This window comes from Moorena sp. SIOASIH, assembly GCF_010671925.1.
Taxonomy (GTDB): Bacteria; Cyanobacteriota; Cyanobacteriia; order Cyanobacteriales; family Coleofasciculaceae; genus Moorena.
On record NZ_JAAHIH010000003.1, the window covers coordinates 887,840 to 907,755 of the forward strand.

Consider the following 19,916-nt stretch of genomic DNA (forward strand, 5'->3'; position numbering starts at 1 on the left):
CGGTACTCCTCGACATCTGCTGGCATTTTTACTGAACAATGGTGGATTTACTGGTAAGAAAACTCACCTCTACATCATTCAAGGCACGGTAGTCACCACAAGGAAGAATTGGCTCTCCTGGTAGATTTAATTTAATCGGGCCAATAGCAGTACGATGTAGATGAATCACTGGATAGCTTAGCAGTTGAGCAACACGACGGATCTGTCGGTTTCTACCTTCGGTTAAGACTACCTCCAAAAGTGTGGATTGACCCTTACGCTTAAGTACACGGACTTGAGCGGGTAACGTTTTTTTACCCAGCAGATTAACACCTTCACGCCAAGTTTGCAGTACCGATTCTGGGGGATTACCCCGTACCCAAACCTGATACGTCTTAGGTATGTGATGACTAGGATGGGTCAGGCGAAATGTTAGCTCACCATCATTGGTCAGTAGTAATGCACCTGTAGAATCCGCATCTAGCCTTCCTACAGGATGAATCCCCTGACCCTTGGTTAGTTTATCCGGTAATAAGTCAATTACTGTCGGACGATTCCGGGAATCTCGGCAAGTGGAAACTACTCCAGCAGGCTTGTTCAGTAAAAGGTAGATAGATTGAGGTCGGTGATAGGGGTTTATCGGTTTGCCATCCACTTCGATTAGATCTGTTTCTGGATCAGCTTTCTGCCCCAAATGTACAGTCGTACCATTTAGGCGCACTTGTCCTGCGGCTATCATCTTCTCGGCTCGACGCCGTGACGCAATACCCCACTGTGAAAGAATTTTTTGTACTCTTTCCTCCATGACCCAACATTTGGCTTGAGCTTTGTCTTCTGGACTATGGTGATGCTGAATTTAGTTTGCCTTATGCTTATAGTGTGCCCAGGAGTTGATTTCCATTAGACAACGACTTCAAAATACTATGTACAAAAATACTATGTACAAATAGTACAAGAAGGTGTTCTTTTGGTTAAAACTCCGAAAACTTCATTGCAAAAGCCAAGCCAGATTATCAGCAAAGTTATTTCCCCAGCGCTACGGCTGTGGCTGCGATCGCAAGTAGAGGAAGTTGCTACATTGCAACTAAGCATTGTAGGATGCGATCGCCAAATCCTGACTGGTTACATTCCTCAGGTTGCCCTTGCTGCCAAGCAAGCAGTTTATCAAGGACTGCATCTAAGCCAAATTCAGCTCGAAGGCAGTAATATTAGACTCAACCTGGGTCAGATAATTAAGGGTAAACCCCTACGTCTTTTAGAACCAGTTCCCGTAGTGGGTCAGCTATTACTCCTAGAACCAGACCTGCAATCATCTCTTGAAGCACCCTTGTTATCTAACGCTTTGACGGAGTTATTAAATACATTCCTTAAATCAGATGATATCATTCAACCCGGTAACGACCCCAAACAGCCACAAATACGCTGGCAAAAGATTAATATCAATATAGGACAGCTGACATTAAGAGGCATTTCAACTAATCCTGATGTTGGTAAAAAGCTGATAGTAATTCGTGCTGGTATCCAACTGGCTACCCCCCACCAACTCGAACTGAACCCCTTGCAAGTTCAGATAGACCCTGATGCACCCCCTATTAGCTTAGATGGGTTTCTAATAAATTTAGGACCAGAGGTGGAGCTTCAGGAACTTACCCTCACAACTGGACAACTGATATGTCGTGGAGGACTGAAGGTAATGCCTTAGTCGTTAGTCCTTACTTTGTCAGCCCCGTGGAAACCGTCTTTGGCCTCACAATCGCTCCCTTTGAGCGTGCTGCATCCCTTGCTTATCCATTAGATAACCATCTTCCTGCCGTCATAATATTAAGTAATGTAACAATTATGCCGTCATACCAGCTTAATGTCTTGACAGCTAGAGAGGAAGCCGATAAGGTTAAATACATACCCGGGTACAACAATATAAAAAATATATGCAAGACAAGCAAAAAGTTACTCTTTATCTTCCACCAGGATTGCACCGTCGGCTCAAAATAAAAGCGGCTGTTGATTCTGAATCAATGTCAGCTATGGTTGAGAAGGCGATTATCTTCTACATACAACACCAAGACGTGGTTGAAGAGGTAGAGCAATATGGACAAACCCATAAACTATACCCATGTCCTGAGTGTTCTAGTGACCTGGTTCTCTCAGAGGGAAAATTAGTTGCTCTGAAAAACCAACCTGGTGTGATATCGGAAGAACTCCCAGTAGAAAAGGTAACAGCAAAAGTATGCTCCAGTACCGATTCTCACGGAGAAGAGGAATTGGTTCCTTGTTAAGGTAGCCAAAGTTAAGGTAGACAAATTAATCTACTACTCGCAGAGCAGACTTAGTTAGCTCAGTGGTTCAGTTGAAGATGTTTGGGCAGTTGTAAGCCGTCTCTAATATTAGGTAGAGTTATGCAAGAAGAGATAAACGTTCTCATTCAAGCTCAATATCCTCTAATCTACCTCGTGACTCCCGAGGAGGAGCGGGCAGAGAGGGCAATAGCAATGATTGCTCAAAGGAAGTCTCAACAGCAACGAGTCTTCGTTTGGACCGTCACTCACGGGATTGTTGAGTATGGTCAATCACGCCACACCACTCAGCACAATACGGTCTCTCCTGAGGCAGCAGTTCAGTGGGTAATTCAACAAAAAGAACCTGGTATATACATCTTTAAGGACTTACATCCCTTTATAGATGCACCAGCAACTACCCGATGGTTGCGGGATGCGATGGCAAGCTTTAGGGAGGAAGCAAAGAAGTCTCTTAAAAAGTCTATCATCGTAATGTCCCCCGTGCAGCAGATTCCTATTGAGTTGGAAAAGGAAGTGGTTGTGCTTGACTTTCCCCTACCAAACCTTAAGGAACTTAACCAAGTCCTATCCCACCAACTGGATCAGAGTAAAACTCGTCGAACGACTACAGAAACTAGGGAAAAGCTGCTCAAAGCAGCATTAGGCTTGACGCGGGATGAAGCAGAGAAGGTTTATCGCAAAGCCTACGTTAAAGCTGGTCGTCTCACCGAAGCTGAAGTCGATATTGTTCTATCCGAGAAGAAGCAGATCATCCGCCGCAACGGGATCCTAGAGTATATAGAAGAAGATGAAACTCTCGATTCTATAGGAGGCTTAGAGGAACTGAAGCGTTGGCTCAAGCAGCGCTCTAATGCCTTTACCGAGAGGGCGAGAGAATATGGTTTGCCTCAACCGAAGGGAATGTTGATTCTAGGGGTTCCTGGCTGTGGTAAATCTCTGATTGCCAAAACTACGTCTCGTTTATGGGGTCTGCCACTATTGCGCCTGGATATGGGGCGAGTATACGATGGCTCGATGGTAGGGCGCTCGGAAGCCAACCTGCGCAATGCTTTGAAGACGGCAGAATCAATCTCTCCAGCTATTCTCTTCATAGATGAGCTTGATAAGTCGTTTGCTGGTAGCAGCGGTTCTTCTGACTCTGATGGGGGTACTTCAAGTCGAATCTTTGGTTCTTTCCTGACCTGGATGCAAGAAAAAACCTCACCAGTCTTTGTGATGGCGACAGCAAACCGAGTGGAGCGCCTACCAGGAGAATTCCTGCGCAAAGGTCGTTTCGATGAGATATTTTTTGTTGATTTACCCAACACTCAAGAACGCCAGCAAATCTTTGAAATTCACCTGAAAAAGCGGCGTGGAGATATTGACCGCTTTGACATTGAACAGTTAGCTAAGGTTTCTGAAGGTTTTTCTGGGGCTGAGATTGAACAAGCCCTGGTGGCAGCGATGTATGAGGCATTTGCTCAAGACCGGGAGTTTACTCAACTCGATATTATTGCCGCGATTAAATCAACTCAGCCTCTATCGCGCACCATGACAGAGCAGGTTGCAGCCCTGAGGGACTGGGCTAGGCAACGCGCGCGACCTGCTGCATCCTCCGTAGCTGAATATCAGCGTATGGAGTTCTAACAGGCTTTCTCCTGCTCCCAACAGGAGTAAAGGCTAGCAAAACATCATTGCTAGCAGTTTGATAAGTAGCCGCTTGTAATCGTTTCCGGCGGCTAGCCATAAAAGTAAAACGCTACGTTGTCGTTTCTCTGATACCTTTTCTGGAGGAAATCCACATGTCTCACTTTAGCACTCTGCGCACTAAAATCACCGATGCCGAAATCCTGAAGACTTCCCTGTGTGACCTGGGAATCACTGTTAAGACAGAAGCTGATGTTCGCGGCTACAATGGTCAACGAGTTCGCGCTGACTTGGTTGCCGTTCTCGAAGGTGAATATGATCTCGGTTGGTCTCGCAACAGTGATGGCACCTTTGACCTGATTGCTGACCTCTGGGGTGTGGCTAAGAAGCACAACCAAACCGAGTTGATCAACTCCATCAACCAGAAGTATGCCGTTAACAAGACCTTGGCAGAAGTCAAGCAGCGTGGCCTAAACAATGCCAACGTTAAGTTGGTGCTGCAAAAGTAGTCCATTTAGGCGTTCCCAAGCTCACGGGTTGACCAATTGTATAGCGGGTTAACCCGTTTTTTTGTGCAATTTTTTATGCAATTGTATAAATTTAGATTTTATAAAAGCCGATAAACTATAAAGGCTGAGAACTCCGACGGCTTGATTTAAACTTCGTTGAAAAGGGAGTTTTGATCTCGTGCAAACGGTATGATGTTTTCAGTCATAGGAAAATATCCTATACTCAACGTCTCCAGAGGGTGCATCTCACTTTTGTAAATGTTCGTAGTGGCGTGGCAAGCTTAAAATAGTGCAATAGATTTTTGGGTAAAAGCCTTGATAAATTGGCATCGTACCATTTTTATAATGCAACATTTAAGGCTTGCCACGCCAGTAGGGTGCGTTAGGGACGGGGGAGCCATTATTGTATTGGTAGCCAGTGTTAGGACAATCCGTCCCGTAACGCACCATCTGGTCAAACAGCAAAAATGAGATGCACCCTGTCCAGATGCGGCTTGAGGCTCATCTCGTAATAATTGTTTATCATCCCCCATGCTTGAGCTGGGGGGAAGCTCAAGCACTTAAAATATAAATTGTGTCAATGCAGTCTAATCCAGTCTTTTGAGGGGATACCGTTGTGAGTAATGTGATTACAATCGAAGAGAAAGATTTTGAAATCGAAGTTTTAAAAGCCCAGCAGCCAGTACTGGTATACTTCTGGGCAACTTGGTGTGGACCGTGCCGCTTAGTATCGCCATCAGTGGACTGGGTTGCGGAAAATTATAGCGATCGCTTAAAAGTCATTAAGATGGAAGTAGACCAAAATAAAGATGCCGTTGCCAAGTGCAAGGTAGAGGGTGTCCCTGCTCTAAGACTGTTTAAAAATGGTGAGCTAGCCCAATCCCATGAGGGAGCAATTAGCAAAGCTAAATTGCAGAGTATGCTGGATGACAACCTTTAGATTAGGGAAATAAGCCTCAAGGTCAGCAATGCCAACTCAACCAATGGGAAAGTCTCGAAAACAATAGACAACGAAGATTAAAATGCAGTTTGCCCAACGTTTACAACCCCTGCAAGCAAATGTATTTGCCGATATGGACCAGGCAAAAGCGTTGGCAGCTGCTGGGAAAGAAATCATTGACCTATCCTTAGGGTCTTCAGATTTACCAGCTCCCAACCATGTGTGTGCTGCGATTGAAGCCTCGTTGTATGAGCCCAGCACTCACGGTTACTTGCTGTTTCATGGTACTAAAGCTTTTCGTCAGGCAGCTGCTAGCTGGTATACTAAACGATTTGGTATTCCGGTTGACCCAGAAACTGAGGTGCTACAACTGATTGGTTCTCAGGAAGGCACAGCTCATTTACCTTTAGCTGTGCTTAATCCGGGGGATTTTGCTCTGCTACAAGACCCAGGCTATCCTTCCCATGCCGGTGGTGTCCACCTAGCCAGTGGTCAGATTTATCCCATGCCCCTATTGGCAGAAAACAATTTTTTGCCTGTATTTGAGGATATCCCCGAGGCAGTGCTAGCTCAAGCACGGATGATGGTGTTGAGTTATCCCCATAATCCCACTACTGCGATCGCATCCTTGTCTTTTTTTGAGGAAGCAGTGGCGTTTTGTCAGTGCCATAACCTGGTATTAGTTCACGATTTTCCCTACGTTGATATCGTTTTTGAAGATACCAGAGGCAATCGGGAGCAGATCGGGAAAATTCCAGAAAGCCTCAATCCCACCTCTGTTGCTCCCTCAGTTTTACAAGCAGACCCACAGAAAACTGTATCGATTGAGTTTTTTAGCTTTTCCAAGTCTTACAATATGGGAGGCTTCCGGATTGGCTATGCTATCGGTAATGCTCAATTGATTCGAGCTTTGCGGCAGGTGAAAGCGGCAATTGACTTTAACCAATACAGGGGGATTCTCAATGGTGCGATCGCAGCCTTGAATGGTTCTCAAGACATTGTTAAACCTGTAGTCACCACCTATCAACAGCGGCGGGATACCTTTGTCGATGCTTTAAACCGCATTGGTTGGTCAGTGCCAGTGCCACGAGCCACTATGTATGTCTGGGCAAAATTGCCAGAACCTTGGGCAGGGAACTCAGTAAAATTTTGTACTAGCTTGGTAGAAGCCACTGGGGTGGCTGTTTCTCCAGGAGCTGGTTTTGGCAAGGCTGGTGAAGGCTATGTGCGTTTTGCATTAGTACAGGAACCAGCGGTTTTAGAAAGGGCAGTGGAGAGAATTTCAGAATTTTTGAAATCTCATTAATAAGCACCATTTTACTCTGTCGAATTAATGTTAAGGATTAGGGCAAGGTGTTAAGAAACCGTAAGAGGCTGGCATGACGGATATAGGCTTTTGCAGCGGTTTGACGGGGTGAGTTAACCTGTATCGTGGTTGGTGTAAACCATCCGCAGCAAGTCGAATCGTTGATCCAACAATCCCCGTCTATGCACGAGCGGGGAGTGTCAATGATTGTTAACCTGTTACAGCAGCTGATCACTATGCTCATTAACAGGCAGATCGAAAACTACTTCAAACTCTGCTTCTGGCATATACCGATCCAAAAATCGGAGATGGTTATGAGCATCCTGACGATTAAAGAACCTAGCAACTGTGTACCTTTGGCATTTAGGCAGTAGACGCATAAGAGCCCAAGGGCGAGTGTAGTCTTCTGTTAGTAAAATTTCTCGATTAGTCATGCTTACCCCTGATTTGAAGTAATAAGAGCACTAGTTGATTGCTTGATAAAAGGCGATCACAGGCTGATATGCGTTCGCTGAAAGCGGGACTTCGTCCATCGCCTAGCTCATGAAAAACCTTTGTTTTCTTAGGTGCGCAAAAGCGCACCTGTCGAATCTTTAGTCACATTAATCTAAAATGGCTGACTAAAACATAGCCACGTGATCTGGACATTAGGATGATTCTGTGATATTCCCAGACTCCTGATCACAAAAGGGAAAGATGATCAGCTGATTGCGGTGCGACCCCGGTCTGGTTTGCCGACAAGGGTGAACCCGCACCAACAGAAAAGCTCACCTGTTAACAGAGCTGTCCGCCGTAACTCACCAATATTCAGCTGTCTTAAGATTTACTTTATAAACAGTCTCTAATTTTAATCAGCCAGCCTATGGATTCAACGTAAGTATTTAGTAAAAAAAAGCAATTTAACAGTACACTTACGACATTAGATCGTAAGACAAATTTGCTATAATAATGGTATGTAAAAATGTCGAACAATTCCCAAGCTGGAAATATAAAAAGTTACAGAAAAATTGTCAAATCGAATCCTGCCAGTAATTGGAATGATTGACGCTGTAGCTAATGAAATAGTGTACATTATTGGGAAGACTGGACAAAAAATGCCCTAAGTTCCATCAATAATCTTAACCCTTAATTATAACATCCAATGACTACTGCTGCACCAGCTAAAACTCAATACGAAGCAATCATTGGTTTAGAAACCCATTGTCAGCTTAGTACCGAAACCAAGATTTTTTCTAACTCTTCCACAAAATTTGGTGCTACCCCTAATACCAATATTGACCCAATTTGTATGGGGATGCCAGGAGTGTTGCCGGTTCTGAATCAAAAGGTACTAGAGTATGCTGTCAAAGCGGGTTTAGCACTCAATTGCCAGATTGCTCCCTACAGCAAATTTGACCGGAAACAGTATTTTTATCCTGACCTACCCAAAAACTACCAGATTTCCCAATACGACTTGCCCATTGCTGAGCATGGCTCACTGGAAATTGAATTGTCCGATAATGACGGTAATCCTATCCGTAAAAAGATTGGTATCACTCGCCTACACATGGAGGAAGATGCCGGGAAACTGGTTCATGCTGGTAGTGACCGACTGGCTGGTTCTACCTACTCCCTAGTAGATTTCAACCGTGCTGGGGTACCTCTGATTGAAATAGTATCAGAGCCGGATCTGCGCTCTGGTCAAGAGGCAGCAGAATATGCTCAAGAGCTGCGTCGGATTGTACGCTACATCGGTGTCAGTGATGGCAACATGCAAGAAGGGTCCCTGCGTTGTGATGTCAATATATCTGTACGTCCTGTAGGTCAGAAGGAGTTTGGCACCAAAGTAGAAATCAAAAATATGAACTCCTTCAATGCTATCCAGAAAGCGATTGAGTACGAAATTGACCGGCAAATCGCAGCTGTGGAAGCTGGAAAATCGATTATTCAAGAAACTCGCCTTTGGGAAGAGGGTAGTCAACGCACGATTAGTATGCGGACTAAGGAAGGATCCAGCGATTACCGCTATTTTCCTGAACCTGACTTACCACCCATTGAAGTCTCAACGGAACAATTAGAGCAATGGCGCAGTGAGCTAGCAGAACTTCCGGCCCAGAAGCGGCATCGTTATGAAAGTGAACTGGGACTTTCTGCCTATGATGCCCGGGTGTTGACGGATGATCGTCAAGTGGCAGAGTATTTTGAAACAACTGTTGCTGCTAATGCTAATCCTAAACAAGCTGCAAACTGGGTAATGGGAGATATTGCTGCTTATCTTAAGACTGAGAAACTGGCTATTACAGAGATTGCTCTCAAACCCGAGACTCTGGCAGAACTGATCAACCTGATTGATAATGACACCATTAGTGGTAAGATTGCCAAGGAGATTTTGCCAGAATTACTCTCTAAAGGGGGTTCTGCTAGGGAACTGGTGGAACGTAAGGGTTTGATTAAGATCTCTGACCCGGATCAACTCTCAACCATTATTGATGAGGTACTGGCCGCCAATCCTAAGGAACTCGAACAGTATCGCAATGGTAAGACCAAGCTGCAAGGTTTCTTTGTGGGACAGGTGATGAAGAAAACTAGCGGACGAGCTGATCCTAAGCTGACTAACCAAATTTTGGGCAAGAAGCTCAAGGGTGATTGAGGCAACGGTCTTGCCAGGTGTTGCTGATCACTAAATCACTAATTACCAATCACAAATAACAAAGAAAAGGAGAGTCACTGACGTGACCCTCCCGATCATCAGGGTGCATCTACATATCAAAATATACATTATTTTGTATGAGGGGTGTAACCCCTTTTTTTGTTTTTTTGTAAAGTTTTGAGGTTTTATACTAATTTGGGAAATTACAGCTACACATCAAGCTACAGATCAATACGCTTGGTGCGTAAGTCCAGAAGAGTTGATATAATCCCGGATCGGGCATGAATTATGGTTGAAATGGAGGAATCATGTCGGACTGGCAAGAGATTAGTGGTGGGATAACAGCTCCCAGGGGCTATCAGGCAGCAGGCATTACCGCAGGTTTAAAACCGTCGGGTCAGCCAGACTTAGCGTTGATATTATCAGAGGTGGATGCGATCGCAGCTGGGGTGTTCACCACCAGTCATGTCCGGGCTGCTTGTGTAGATTATTGCCGTCAATGCTTACAATCTAAAGCTAGTGCTCGTGCTATTTTGTGTAATGCCGGACAAGCCAATGCAGCAACGGGTGAGCAGGGTTGGCAGGATGCTCTAGCTAGTGCTAAAGCTTTGGGTGAAGCACTCAATGTTTCACCTAATTCGATTTTGTTGGCATCGACGGGGGTGATTGGTCAACGCATCAAGATGGATGCTCTATTGTCAGGCATTCCCCAATTGGTCGCACAAGCATCAGAAACTGGTTCCGATGCAGCAGCTGAAGCGATTATTACCACGGATTTAGTCACTAAATCCATTGCTCTGGAAACCATGATTGATGACCGTCCGGTCAGGATAGGTGGTATTGCTAAGGGCTCTGGTATGATTCATCCCAACATGGCGACTATGCTAGCATTTGTAACTTGCGATGCTGCAGTTTCTACTTCCCTATGGCAACAGATGTTACAGCGGGCAGCGGATAAAAGTTTTAATCAAATTACCGTAGATGGGGATACCAGCACCAATGACACTCTAATTGCCTTGGCTAATGGTCAGTCCCGAACATCAGCGATTACAGAAATCGGACCAGCAGCTCAGAAGTTGGAGGGGATGCTGACAGCAGTATGTCAGCATTTGGCAAAAGCGATCGCACGGGATGGAGAAGGGGCCACCTGCTTGATTGAAGTCCAAGTCACTGGTGCACCGGATGATAAAGGGGCTCGTCAAATTGCTAAGACCATTGTTGGGTCATCCTTGGTTAAGTCTGCTATCTTTGGACGAGACCCAAACTGGGGCAGAATTGCCGCAGCCGCTGGCCGTGCAGGAGTACCGTTTGAGCAAGAAAACCTGCGGATTCAGTTAGGGGATGTCTTGCTGATGGAAAATGGTCAACCCTTAGGGTTTGACCGTCAACAGGCTAGTGATTATCTTAAGCAGGCTGCTGTTGGTGCTTATCTTAAAGAAGATACGGTTTTAATTCAGGTTAATGTGGGCAATGGTCATGGTGTTGGTCAGGCTTGGGGTTGTGATTTGAGTTATGACTATGTCAAGATTAATGCAGAATATACCACTTAATTAGCCTTGTCGCCAAAGATGTCTTAGACAATAACAAACCATAACAAATCCTTATAGCAAAGGGAACAGGGAACAGGGAACAGGGAACAGGGAACAAAAATTCTCACAATTCCTACACGTATCCCTATAATAATCAATTAATCAACCTAGTTATGCTTAATTGGTTATTTGTTATTGGTTATTGTTTATTAAGTGACCAATCATAGTTCAGATATTTTATCTTGTAATTCCCCTGTTCAAGATACTCCTGATCCTCTGAACTAAGGTAGTCACTGATAAAGTTTAACACCGCCCGTTGATTGGCGTTACCAGTAAATTTGTCATCGACACCATAGGTTTTTTTCCAATCTTCCCCAAACCACTTAAAGATGGAAGAAAGATATACGCTACCTTCTTGACGATCAATACGAAAGCCATGGGGACTAACTATAAATTTCTGTGTCTGGTCATCCAGTTGCTTATCGAGTTTTTCCCCAGTATAAGGTTCGTTTCTTAAGGGAGGACAACTGATAGCGGCGCAAACTAAAGCCATATGAATTCGGGGCTCGTTGAATTGCGTTCGCAGTGTCTTGTGTTCGATATTATCTAAGGTTTTAGATTCTCCAGCAATGTTGAATTCGCGTCCTTTCCAGACTCCTTTAATGTCCCGAATACTCTTTTTGAGAGGGTTTTGGTCAATAATTGATTCTAGAGTAAAGGAGTTGTAAGCATTTATCAAGAAAGCAATCTTTTCCGCTTCATCCCAAGACTGATAGGTGCTAGTATCAACAGCACCTAAGGAGGCATTAAACCTCTCCAGCTGCTCTGGTTTTTTCTGCAATTCTTGGTAATTAACTAGCGCTTTATTGTTGACATGGGTTTTTAGGACAGTAGCATAGTCGTAATAATTCAATAAAGTCGTGTCAGTACCTCTATTTACTTGTACTTGAGAATCTTTTGCTGGTGCTTGATTTATCGGTACGGAAAGTGTACAACTTGTCAGAATAATCAGGGTTGGAAGTAGGGTTAGTAATCTCTTGGATGTATTCATAGTAGTTCAGATGACTTAGCCGATAAGATGCTTGACCTGTAAGCATTCAGCCGTCAGCCGTCAGCTAATGTAACAGAGATTAAAGCAATGCTTACCTGTTTTATTCAAAAGATGTAACTCAGATTAAAGCAATGCTTACCTGTTTTATTCAAAAGCTGATAGCGTAGCGTGTGCGTAGCACTAATCGCTGTTCGCTGATAGCTGTTCGCGTAGCGTGCGCGTAGCGCTAATCGCTGTTCGCTGATAGCTTACCTTGACCTAGGCAATTTTGATTAAACCTAATCAATCTGAGTTTTGGTTGAGAGCAACATTAGGATTATGGTAATGGGTCCAAAACCAACCCAAAATAAACGGTAACCATAACCACCATCGCTCCTGAGGAGTTAGATACCAGCTGTAGTTACCTAAAGCCATGCGATGCTGAAGTACAAAGTAAACAAAAGCAGAGATACTGACTAAACGTACTCCCAGATTCCGAGAAGGAACAGCAAAAGGAATTATCCAAGTGAAGTACCAAGCATGGATAATCGGAGATAGGATTAGCAGGCAAAAAAAGTACCACTCCGTGAATTGTTGGAAATTGCGCGATCGCAAAATTAGCCAACTTACCGTTAAGCCTAGGGGAAAAGCATAAATCCAATTAACCCAGCGAGAGGGTTCCCAATATTCGCTAACAATATAAGGAATCAATTCCGCACTGCGACCATGGGATACAAACACTGATCCAGTAGGAATCAAAGGACATTCTCCACTAGAGCAAAATTGGAGAGCAGTGATGCCAAAAGGTAAGAAACCGCACAATAACACTACTATTGCTAGTTTTACCCCTACTTTTCGGAAAGCTTGCCAGGTTATAAACCCTAAAATTGGCAAAGACATCCACTTCACTGCCATACTAATTCCTACCAGCAAAGCTGAAGCAATCCAGTGCCACCAGGTCAGGGAGTGATTCGATGAAGACATCAAGGGGTCAGTAAATGAGGAGTATTCTGCTACTGTCCCACTGTCCAACTTTTCCTCTATTTCTTTTATTTCTGTCTGCCTTAAACTCTCTGTTTTTTGGTCAAAGACTAACCAAGCTGCAACTAGGGGTAAAATAAACCAACTGTCGTAATGAGCACCACCAGCAAAGGAGTAAATTACCAAAGGATTCCAGGCATAGAAGATTGCCTGTTGATAACCAAATCGACGACTGAGTAACCAACAGATTAATAAGTCAGCTAAGATAAATGCAATTTTGAACAACCAAACCTTAAGCTCAATCAGCGCTAAAATCCGAAAACCTAATTGCGCTACTGGTGGATAGATAGCAGAAACAGTAGGATGATTGATTAGTGACCACCATTCCGTATGGTAGGGAATCAGTTCAGTAGCATTAGGCGGCAAATGGTATGGACTAAACCCTAACGTTTGAATATACCCTTCCCATAGATAGCGCCATACATCATCTCCAGGATACATTGGTAGCAACAGCAGCCTGCTTAGGATGGTAGTACTCCAAAAATTTAGTCCTGAGTGGTAACTTTTGAGTTTTCGGAAGTACTTGATACTAATAGATTTAGTAAATCCTTTGTAGACTCCTTGCCAAAATTTTGTATTGATACTGTTGTTGTTAATGTTGATTGTCTGTTGGTAAATCTCAAGTTTCCTGTTGTCAACTTTCGCAGGATATCTAGTATAGACGCTTAATCCCCAAGACAAGAGAAAACCTAAGCTGATCACACTGATACCTAACCAAAATCGAGGCACAGCTCCCACCTCTCGGAAATCCCCATGAGGCACAATCAAGATACAACCTAACAACAGGAGTAGAGAACTAAGCCATATATATAGCGTTTTCATTTGAGATGTGAAACTAGGATTGATCGAAATTCCCTATTCCTTCTTCAACACTTCTACCGATTGTTCCATCTGCCTGGCTTAGCTTAATGCGACGTAGATATAGACGACCTAAAGTCATCAAAATTATTGTTCCTGCTTGGACACTACCAGAAAGGGTACCAGATATTTTCGAGCGTCCCCCTTGTCGGCGACGGTAACCAACAGGAATTTCACAGATTCGCAAACCACATTCGATCGCACGGGCTTGCATTTCTACTGTCCAGCCAAACCCTCTATCTTGCATTTGGATTGCATCCAAAGCTGAACGGCGAATTAGGCGCAATGGTCCTAAATCCTGATACCAGTGTCCCCAACCCCAACCGATCAGGAAGGTAGCCAGCCAGTTGCCAAAATTTTGCACTGGGGTCATCGCCTTACGTCCATCTACTGTGGCGCGGCGGTTACCTAAAATTAGGTCATACTTATGCTTAGCAGCTAGAAACTGGGGTAAATAACTTAAGTCATCACTTCCATCCCCATCACAGAATAATATCCAATTAATATCTCGGTCTAGTTGCTGCAATCCCCGCCAACAGGCTCGACCGTAACCAGGAATAGGCTCACAGATTACCTCTGCACCGGCTTCTTTTGCTTTAAAAATACTGTTGTCCGTGCTGCCATTATCGACTACCCGAATATTGTTCAAATTATAGGATTGAAGAGACTTAATCACCCCAGTGATAGTGGTTTCTTCATTGAGAACAGGGATAATTACTAAGATATTGTGGTTATTAGTCATGGTTATAGCGGTTTTAATTGGGTCAGGTACAAATCTTTGGGTTTTAGGGAGTAGGGAGCAGGGAACAGGGAGCAGGGAACAGGGAACAGGGAACAGGGAACAGCGATGCAGCGCGGTCTTGGGGGTTTCCCCCATGAGCGACTGCATCAAGACGGGAACAGGGAAAAAATCATGTTTACCTAATCAGGATAGAAACCGCTATATTAGTCATGAGTTATTGCAGTTTTCAATTGGGTTAATTTTCTGGTCTATAACGTTATTTACCAAAGTAAGCTGCATACACAAAGGCAAAAGCAGTAGAACTGGGGATGGGAGTGCCATCGAATTCTTCTACTAATACAGTTTGGAGTTGGCTATCCCAACGTGCTCTAATTGGACGACCATTGAATTCTACAACTTTTTCGCCGACTTTTTTTAATTGATCATGGACAAATTGATAGCTAGCCCCAGAGAATTGGTTTTTAGGGGTTTGTTGATCTGCTTCCCAGACATAGCTAACGATAGCTTTGGGATGGAGGGTAAGTCGTTGTTGATTCCTGACTGGGAAAATAATTTGCTTATCGGTATAGTAGCTACCATAGGGATAGCTGAAGTAAGCCCGGTTATGACCTGTGTCAGTGGAGATAATTTTACTGTTGGGATACTTGCTTAACCAAGCGCCAAGAGTAGTTTTGATAGCGGGAATTGTTTTAAGACTACGATTGACTTTAGCACCAATAATACCCATCGCCCAAGGTTGGGAGTAAAGGGTATCATCGGCACGGTCATACATCACTAGGCAACTTTGATAAAGTTTGCCTGAAACACCGTAGGTTGTACTGCTGCGATTAAAAGCAACTATAGTATCACAAAGGGGACAATAGGATACACTAACATTAACTCCACCAACTGTGTCATTCACCAATTCATGCCAATTCATGATCCCGAAAGGATAGGCTTTGGCTTCTCCATTAACTACCACACCAATCACAGTTTCTGTTTTAGAAAATGGTGTGGTTTGAGCGGTATCAAACTTAGGATTATCGATACTAGGAATACCGTCTTTTGGGGGACCACCATTGAGGAGTTCCGTTAAATTAATGCGAGTGAATTTGGCTGGATTAAGGTTTTGTTTTTGGAGGTCAGTGATTTCTTGATCTTGGTTGTGGAGATAGGCAGTAAGATGGAAGTAACGGAGTTTGAAATTATCCCAGCTACCGGCTTGTACGACTAGTGCCATCAAACACAGCCCCACGAAGGAAGTAGTGCTGAGGGCTATTTTAAGTAATTTATTCATAATCGTGCTTTCCTTGCGTAGATGCCACTGCGAACCCAATGAGTGCGAGCCAGTGGGTGGTGCTTTACGGGGCGGGCTGTCCCAGGTGCTCAGAGCCGGAAAATCATAGGCTTTCCGTGGGTGGTGCGTTACGGGACGGGCTGTCCCAGGCGCTCAGAGGCGGAAAATCATAGGCTTTCCGTCCCTAACGCACCCTACGCACCTGGCACCCTACGCAACTGCCCAACCCCAGCATCAGAGGCTGTGGCTGGAATCCCTAACCTTAGGGTGAGGGGATAACATGAAACCAAGGTGAGTGATATCTGAGAATTTGATGAAGGATTGATGGCTATAGCATTTTAAAATCGATCATCAAACTCAATGGTGATTAAAGTCCCAAACCGCTACATGAGATTTATCCCCTATGATTCCTCATCGATCCGATTACCGACATCGAAAATAATTATAAATTGCGCATCCGGCATTAATCGTTTCAGAGCCACTAAATGTCCCTCCGCATCCGATCGATTGCGAAAGCGAGCAACAACAACTCGCTGCATTTGTGGTAACAACCGAATGACCACCCACGGATGAAGGCGTTCAGAATACGTCATCATTAAACTATCTCCTTGTGATAGGAGAGCCAGAGCTAGCCCGTAGGTATTGGACTCTCCCCGGGCTAGCTCTTGACTCTGGGCGTCTCAGCGCCCACCCTTATACTATAGCAAAAAAAATATCATATTATAACATATTTTGCAAATTTTTGTAACAAATTTTTTGAGGGAGTCGGGAGCAGGGACTTTTGAGCAGGTAAAAGAAACACATTCTAAGCAAAGCTTAGAATGTGTTTTATAATCTCCCCTGTTTCCTATTCCCTCTTCCCTGTGCTCTAGCAATTTTTAAAAATAATGCTATATTTGAATTAGGCAAGAAAGGTTAATATAGCAATTATCAGGTGCATGAGGTACACAAGATTTTTTTCCACTTCCCCTTTCCCCGCGCCCGGGTTTATTACTCCCCAATCTCTCCCCCCTACTCCCTACTCCCTACTCCCTACTCCCTAAAATCAAGAAATTTGTACCTCACCGAATTGATAAATTCTATAGTATGGTATGTCTTGTTAAATTAGAAATTAAAGAATCTCCAGAGGAACTTAAAGCACTACTAAACTCTCTAAAAGAAAGTAGTCATAAACAACGAATCCAAGCTCTGTATTGGCTCAAAATAGGAGCGAGTAATAGTATCGAGCATATAGCGATGCTACTAGGATGCCACCGCACTACAGTATCACGGTGGTTTAGTCTATATCGTCGGGGTGGAATTGAAGCGTTATTAGAGCATAACAAAAAGTCAGGCAGACCAAGAAAGATTCCCCTGGACGTAGAGGAAAAATTACGAGTTAAATTACAACAATCGGAAGGATTTAGTAGTTATGGGGAAGTGCAACTTTGGTTAAAAGAATTGTGTGGTATGGATATACCCTATGCCACAGTATATAAATATGTGCGTACTCGTTTAAAAACTAACTTAAATAAGTTAGATTAAATTTGTTAGAGTGAGTTAGTAGTAAACAAAGCCCAGGGGATATAGAAAAGTGGTGAACTACCAAACGCCAAGCTGACGCTATGGCGCTGGCTAGGGTTGGTTTAAATGTAAAGGTACAATCGCTGTAAAGAGCTTGGGATTTGCTTTGATGACAAACAGCTCAGTTTTTAAATAGTCAAATTAGGATAATAATAGATACACTTTAGTTAACTAAAATGCTACCTTCTCTTACCAATTCGCTAACTTTACCTGGCATTGTACAACGAAGATAGCGTGGTTGTGCCCCGATAGAGCATGAAGTTTCAAAGTCCTCACTTTTGTTGATCCAGCCGCCAACGCATTTCTTTAAGGCAAAAGTATTGGTCCAACATAATCGAACAGACCATCTAGCAGTGATTGGTACACTTCCATTACTAATAGAACCTCTGCTCAGAGAAGAGACTTTGATGTTACTAACCCACTTCTCTTTTGAATCAACATTGAAACTAGGATTAGCAGATATGAAATTATCAAGCTCTTGTCCGAGAGTGCCTGTTTCCGGAAGGCGTACAGAAAATATTCCATCCTCAAAGTTTGCACTACGTCCAGAGGCAATCAAAACATCATTGCTTGCTCCTATCCCTTCACTGGTTGACTGACTAGGAGATGTATAGGCAAAGGTTTCCAGTGGTTTGGGAATATCTACTACGGCTAAAGTGGTAATAATGGATGCTACACCAAGGGTGCTTAATAAGTTCGGTAGTTTCATTAATTTTTCGGCATTTTGAGGATTTTAGTGTTTTGGTAATAGCACCCTATTTATTCTGATCAAAAATTGATATAGCTCTGGATTTATATATGGAGATGGTTGGCTATATAATAGATTTTACTTACTCACGCAGTAGCCTGGGAATTTTTGAGACTAATAATTACTTACTAGTCTCAAGGCTATTCAACTAGCCACAGGGCTTGAAATTGGCAATTATCCCAGGTAATGATGCACAATAGCTGCCTATTTCACTTTCCAATAGATAAATAGATTAATCTCAAAGCTTTTATAACCCTGATCATCATCCTGATAAGTGGCGATTTAGTGAGATAGTAGTATCCAAATATTACCAATAAATACTAATTTATATAGTGATTTTTCTAATCAAAGATAACATACCTACTTTTTGTAGAACTTCAGCAAAGTCATTGATATTACTAAGCCAAATGTTTGATTAGTCATTAATTATTGGTGACTAGTTATTGCTTAATTGCTCTGGTCAATCTTTAATTTTAACCAAACTACGGTCAATATCTTTGACCTTAGTACAGCCACTTAAAGCCATGGCTATATCCAATTCATCTCGTAACAATTGCAAGACATGGCGTACTCCAGCAACTCCTGCTACAGCTAATCCCCATAACACCGGACGACCTACCAACACCGCTGATGCACCCAAGGCTAGGGCTTTGAGGACATCAGTGCCTCGACGGATACCCCCATCGATTAATACCGGTAGATGATTTCCCACAGCTGCGACCACTTCGGGTAAGGCATCGATGGATGCGATCGCACTATCCAATTGCCGACCCCCATGATTCGATACAATGATTCCTTTGGCTCCATGGTCCAATGCCTTGAGAGCATCATCTCCTCGCAAAATGCCTTTGACTAACACCGGTAGAGTAGTGATCGATTGTAACCATTCCAGATCCCGCCAGGTCAGTGTTGGGTCAATTTGCTGGGCAAAATAGCTCAATAAACCCGATTCTCCTGCGGTTTTGGGAATTTCCAGACCAGTCATAGTCGCTAAATTAGCCAATTCCATCCCTACCGGTAGAGTAAATTGATTGCGTCGATCCCTTTCCCGACACCCCAACACTGGTGCATCTACGGTCAGACAAAGGGCACTAAAACCAGCTGCCTCCGCCCGTTCCACAAGTCTACGGGTGAGAGTGCGATCGCGATGGACATACAGCTGAAACCATGAGGGATTTTGGATATGGGATGTTGCCTCCTGCTTTTGTTGGCTCTGTTTCCCGGCAAGGGCTACAGCTTCTAAGGGTTTGGTGGACATGGTACTCAACACCATGATTGCCCCTACCTCAGCTGCAGCCCTTGCTGTTGCCAATTCACCCTCTGGATTGGCCAGACACTGGAATGCCATGGGAGCAACCAGAATCGGTATGGGGAAAAACTGATCTAGGATTTGTGTGCTTAAATCTCGTTGACTCACATCCACCAACATCCGAGGACGGAGTTTTATCTGTTCAAACGCTGCACGATTGTCTCGTAGTGTTACTTCATCCCAAGCACCACTGGCGTAATAATCCAGTGCCATGGGAGATAGATACTGCGGCGCTAGGGCTTCGTATTCGAATAGATTAATCGGTTGATTCAAGGTTTTTTGTGGAAGGTTGTTCGCGTAGCGTGGCCTTTTGGCCAAGGTTGGAGGTTGGTTGAAGGTTGGAGGTTGGTTGAAGGTTGGAGGTTGGTTGAAGGTTGGAGGTTGGTTGAAGGTTGGAGGTTGGTTGAAGGTTGGAGGTTATTAAGGTTGAAGGTTATTAAGGTTGAAGTGTTGTTAGCCTTGTCAGTAATGCACATTACCTGCTGCGGGATTAATTCTACAGGTTTTTAGCTCAAGTCCACAAGACAATAAATA

19 protein-coding genes are annotated in these 19,916 nt (G+C 43.8%); 9 read left to right on the forward strand and 10 right to left on the reverse strand.

Annotation, left to right across the window (positions count from 1 at the left end):
* Positions 1 to 28 precede the first annotated feature (28 nt).
* A complete protein-coding gene (locus F6J90_RS19210; protein ID WP_366513781.1) occupies positions 29 to 784 on the reverse strand; it encodes a pseudouridine synthase in 756 nt (251 codons plus the stop codon).
* 162 nt (positions 785 to 946) lie between these two features.
* On the opposite strand from F6J90_RS19210, the gene F6J90_RS19215 reads away from it, so the two are divergent.
* From F6J90_RS19215 to F6J90_RS19240, 6 genes are all read left to right on the forward strand, one after another.
* Complete coding sequence (locus tag F6J90_RS19215) at positions 947 to 1,681, forward strand: DUF2993 domain-containing protein (RefSeq protein ID WP_293096861.1); 735 nt, start codon at positions 947 to 949, stop codon at positions 1,679 to 1,681.
* A gap of 226 nt (positions 1,682 to 1,907) precedes the next feature.
* A complete protein-coding gene (locus F6J90_RS19220; RefSeq protein WP_071106059.1) occupies positions 1,908 to 2,255 on the forward strand; it encodes a hypothetical protein in 348 nt (115 codons plus the stop codon).
* A gap of 120 nt (positions 2,256 to 2,375) precedes the next feature.
* Positions 2,376 to 3,902 (forward strand): AAA family ATPase, encoded by a 1,527-nt coding sequence (locus F6J90_RS19225; protein ID WP_008177688.1) that lies wholly within the window; start codon positions 2,376 to 2,378, stop codon positions 3,900 to 3,902.
* A gap of 155 nt (positions 3,903 to 4,057) precedes the next feature.
* Positions 4,058 to 4,411 carry a DUF1257 domain-containing protein gene (locus tag F6J90_RS19230; RefSeq protein WP_071106058.1) on the forward strand — a complete coding sequence of 118 codons (354 nt, stop codon included), beginning with the start codon at positions 4,058 to 4,060 and terminating at the stop codon, positions 4,409 to 4,411.
* 616 nt (positions 4,412 to 5,027) lie between these two features.
* Positions 5,028 to 5,351 (forward strand): thioredoxin domain-containing protein, encoded by a 324-nt coding sequence (locus tag F6J90_RS19235; RefSeq protein ID WP_293096866.1) that lies wholly within the window; start codon positions 5,028 to 5,030, stop codon positions 5,349 to 5,351.
* A gap of 82 nt (positions 5,352 to 5,433) precedes the next feature.
* Positions 5,434 to 6,657: an LL-diaminopimelate aminotransferase gene (locus F6J90_RS19240; RefSeq protein WP_293096868.1), complete on the forward strand. Its 1,224-nt coding sequence runs from the start codon at positions 5,434 to 5,436 to the stop codon at positions 6,655 to 6,657.
* A 218-nt stretch (positions 6,658 to 6,875) separates the two neighbouring features.
* On the opposite strand, the gene F6J90_RS19245 is transcribed toward F6J90_RS19240, so the two are convergent.
* Complete coding sequence (locus F6J90_RS19245) at positions 6,876 to 7,091, reverse strand: hypothetical protein (protein ID WP_366513782.1); 216 nt, start codon at positions 7,089 to 7,091, stop codon at positions 6,876 to 6,878.
* 707 nt (positions 7,092 to 7,798) lie between these two features.
* Between F6J90_RS19245 and gatB the strand changes: the two genes are divergently transcribed.
* Complete coding sequence (gene gatB / locus F6J90_RS19250; RefSeq protein ID WP_293096871.1) at positions 7,799 to 9,286, forward strand: Asp-tRNA(Asn)/Glu-tRNA(Gln) amidotransferase subunit GatB; 1,488 nt, start codon at positions 7,799 to 7,801, stop codon at positions 9,284 to 9,286.
* Positions 9,287 to 9,594: 308 nt separating this feature from the next.
* Positions 9,595 to 10,836 (forward strand): bifunctional ornithine acetyltransferase/N-acetylglutamate synthase, encoded by a 1,242-nt coding sequence (gene argJ / locus F6J90_RS19255; protein ID WP_293096873.1) that lies wholly within the window; start codon positions 9,595 to 9,597, stop codon positions 10,834 to 10,836.
* Between the two features lie 178 nt (positions 10,837 to 11,014).
* Here the strand turns inward: argJ and F6J90_RS19260 are convergent, their stop codons facing one another.
* From F6J90_RS19260 to F6J90_RS19280, 5 genes are all read right to left on the reverse strand, one after another.
* Positions 11,015 to 11,866, reverse strand: a complete 852-nt coding sequence (locus F6J90_RS19260) for a DUF547 domain-containing protein (RefSeq protein WP_293096875.1) — start codon at positions 11,864 to 11,866, stop codon at positions 11,015 to 11,017.
* A gap of 282 nt (positions 11,867 to 12,148) precedes the next feature.
* Complete coding sequence (locus F6J90_RS19265) at positions 12,149 to 13,708, reverse strand: glycosyl transferase family 2 (protein ID WP_293096878.1); 1,560 nt, start codon at positions 13,706 to 13,708, stop codon at positions 12,149 to 12,151.
* A gap of 13 nt (positions 13,709 to 13,721) precedes the next feature.
* Positions 13,722 to 14,621 (reverse strand): glycosyltransferase family 2 protein, encoded by a 900-nt coding sequence (locus F6J90_RS19270; RefSeq protein WP_293096881.1) that lies wholly within the window; start codon positions 14,619 to 14,621, stop codon positions 13,722 to 13,724.
* A 121-nt stretch (positions 14,622 to 14,742) separates the two neighbouring features.
* Positions 14,743 to 15,762, reverse strand: coding sequence for a DUF3179 domain-containing protein (locus tag F6J90_RS19275; protein WP_293096884.1), 1,020 nt, complete (start codon positions 15,760 to 15,762; stop codon positions 14,743 to 14,745).
* A 401-nt stretch (positions 15,763 to 16,163) separates the two neighbouring features.
* Positions 16,164 to 16,355, reverse strand: a complete 192-nt coding sequence (locus tag F6J90_RS19280) for a hypothetical protein (RefSeq protein ID WP_293097844.1) — start codon at positions 16,353 to 16,355, stop codon at positions 16,164 to 16,166.
* Between the two features lie 493 nt (positions 16,356 to 16,848).
* On the opposite strand from F6J90_RS19280, the gene F6J90_RS19285 reads away from it, so the two are divergent.
* Positions 16,849 to 17,286, forward strand: a complete 438-nt coding sequence (locus F6J90_RS19285; RefSeq protein WP_293096887.1) for a helix-turn-helix domain-containing protein — start codon at positions 16,849 to 16,851, stop codon at positions 17,284 to 17,286.
* A 202-nt stretch (positions 17,287 to 17,488) separates the two neighbouring features.
* Here the strand turns inward: F6J90_RS19285 and F6J90_RS19290 are convergent, their stop codons facing one another.
* From F6J90_RS19290 to F6J90_RS19300, 3 genes are all read right to left on the reverse strand, one after another.
* Positions 17,489 to 18,034, reverse strand: a complete 546-nt coding sequence (locus F6J90_RS19290) for a hypothetical protein (protein WP_293096890.1) — start codon at positions 18,032 to 18,034, stop codon at positions 17,489 to 17,491.
* Between the two features lie 499 nt (positions 18,035 to 18,533).
* Positions 18,534 to 19,700: an alpha-hydroxy acid oxidase gene (locus F6J90_RS19295; RefSeq protein WP_293096893.1), complete on the reverse strand. Its 1,167-nt coding sequence runs from the start codon at positions 19,698 to 19,700 to the stop codon at positions 18,534 to 18,536.
* Positions 19,652 to 19,858, reverse strand: a complete 207-nt coding sequence (locus tag F6J90_RS19300; protein WP_293096896.1) for a hypothetical protein — start codon at positions 19,856 to 19,858, stop codon at positions 19,652 to 19,654. The genes F6J90_RS19295 and F6J90_RS19300 overlap by 49 nt, the downstream gene beginning before the upstream one ends.
* Positions 19,859 to 19,916 lie beyond the last annotated feature (58 nt).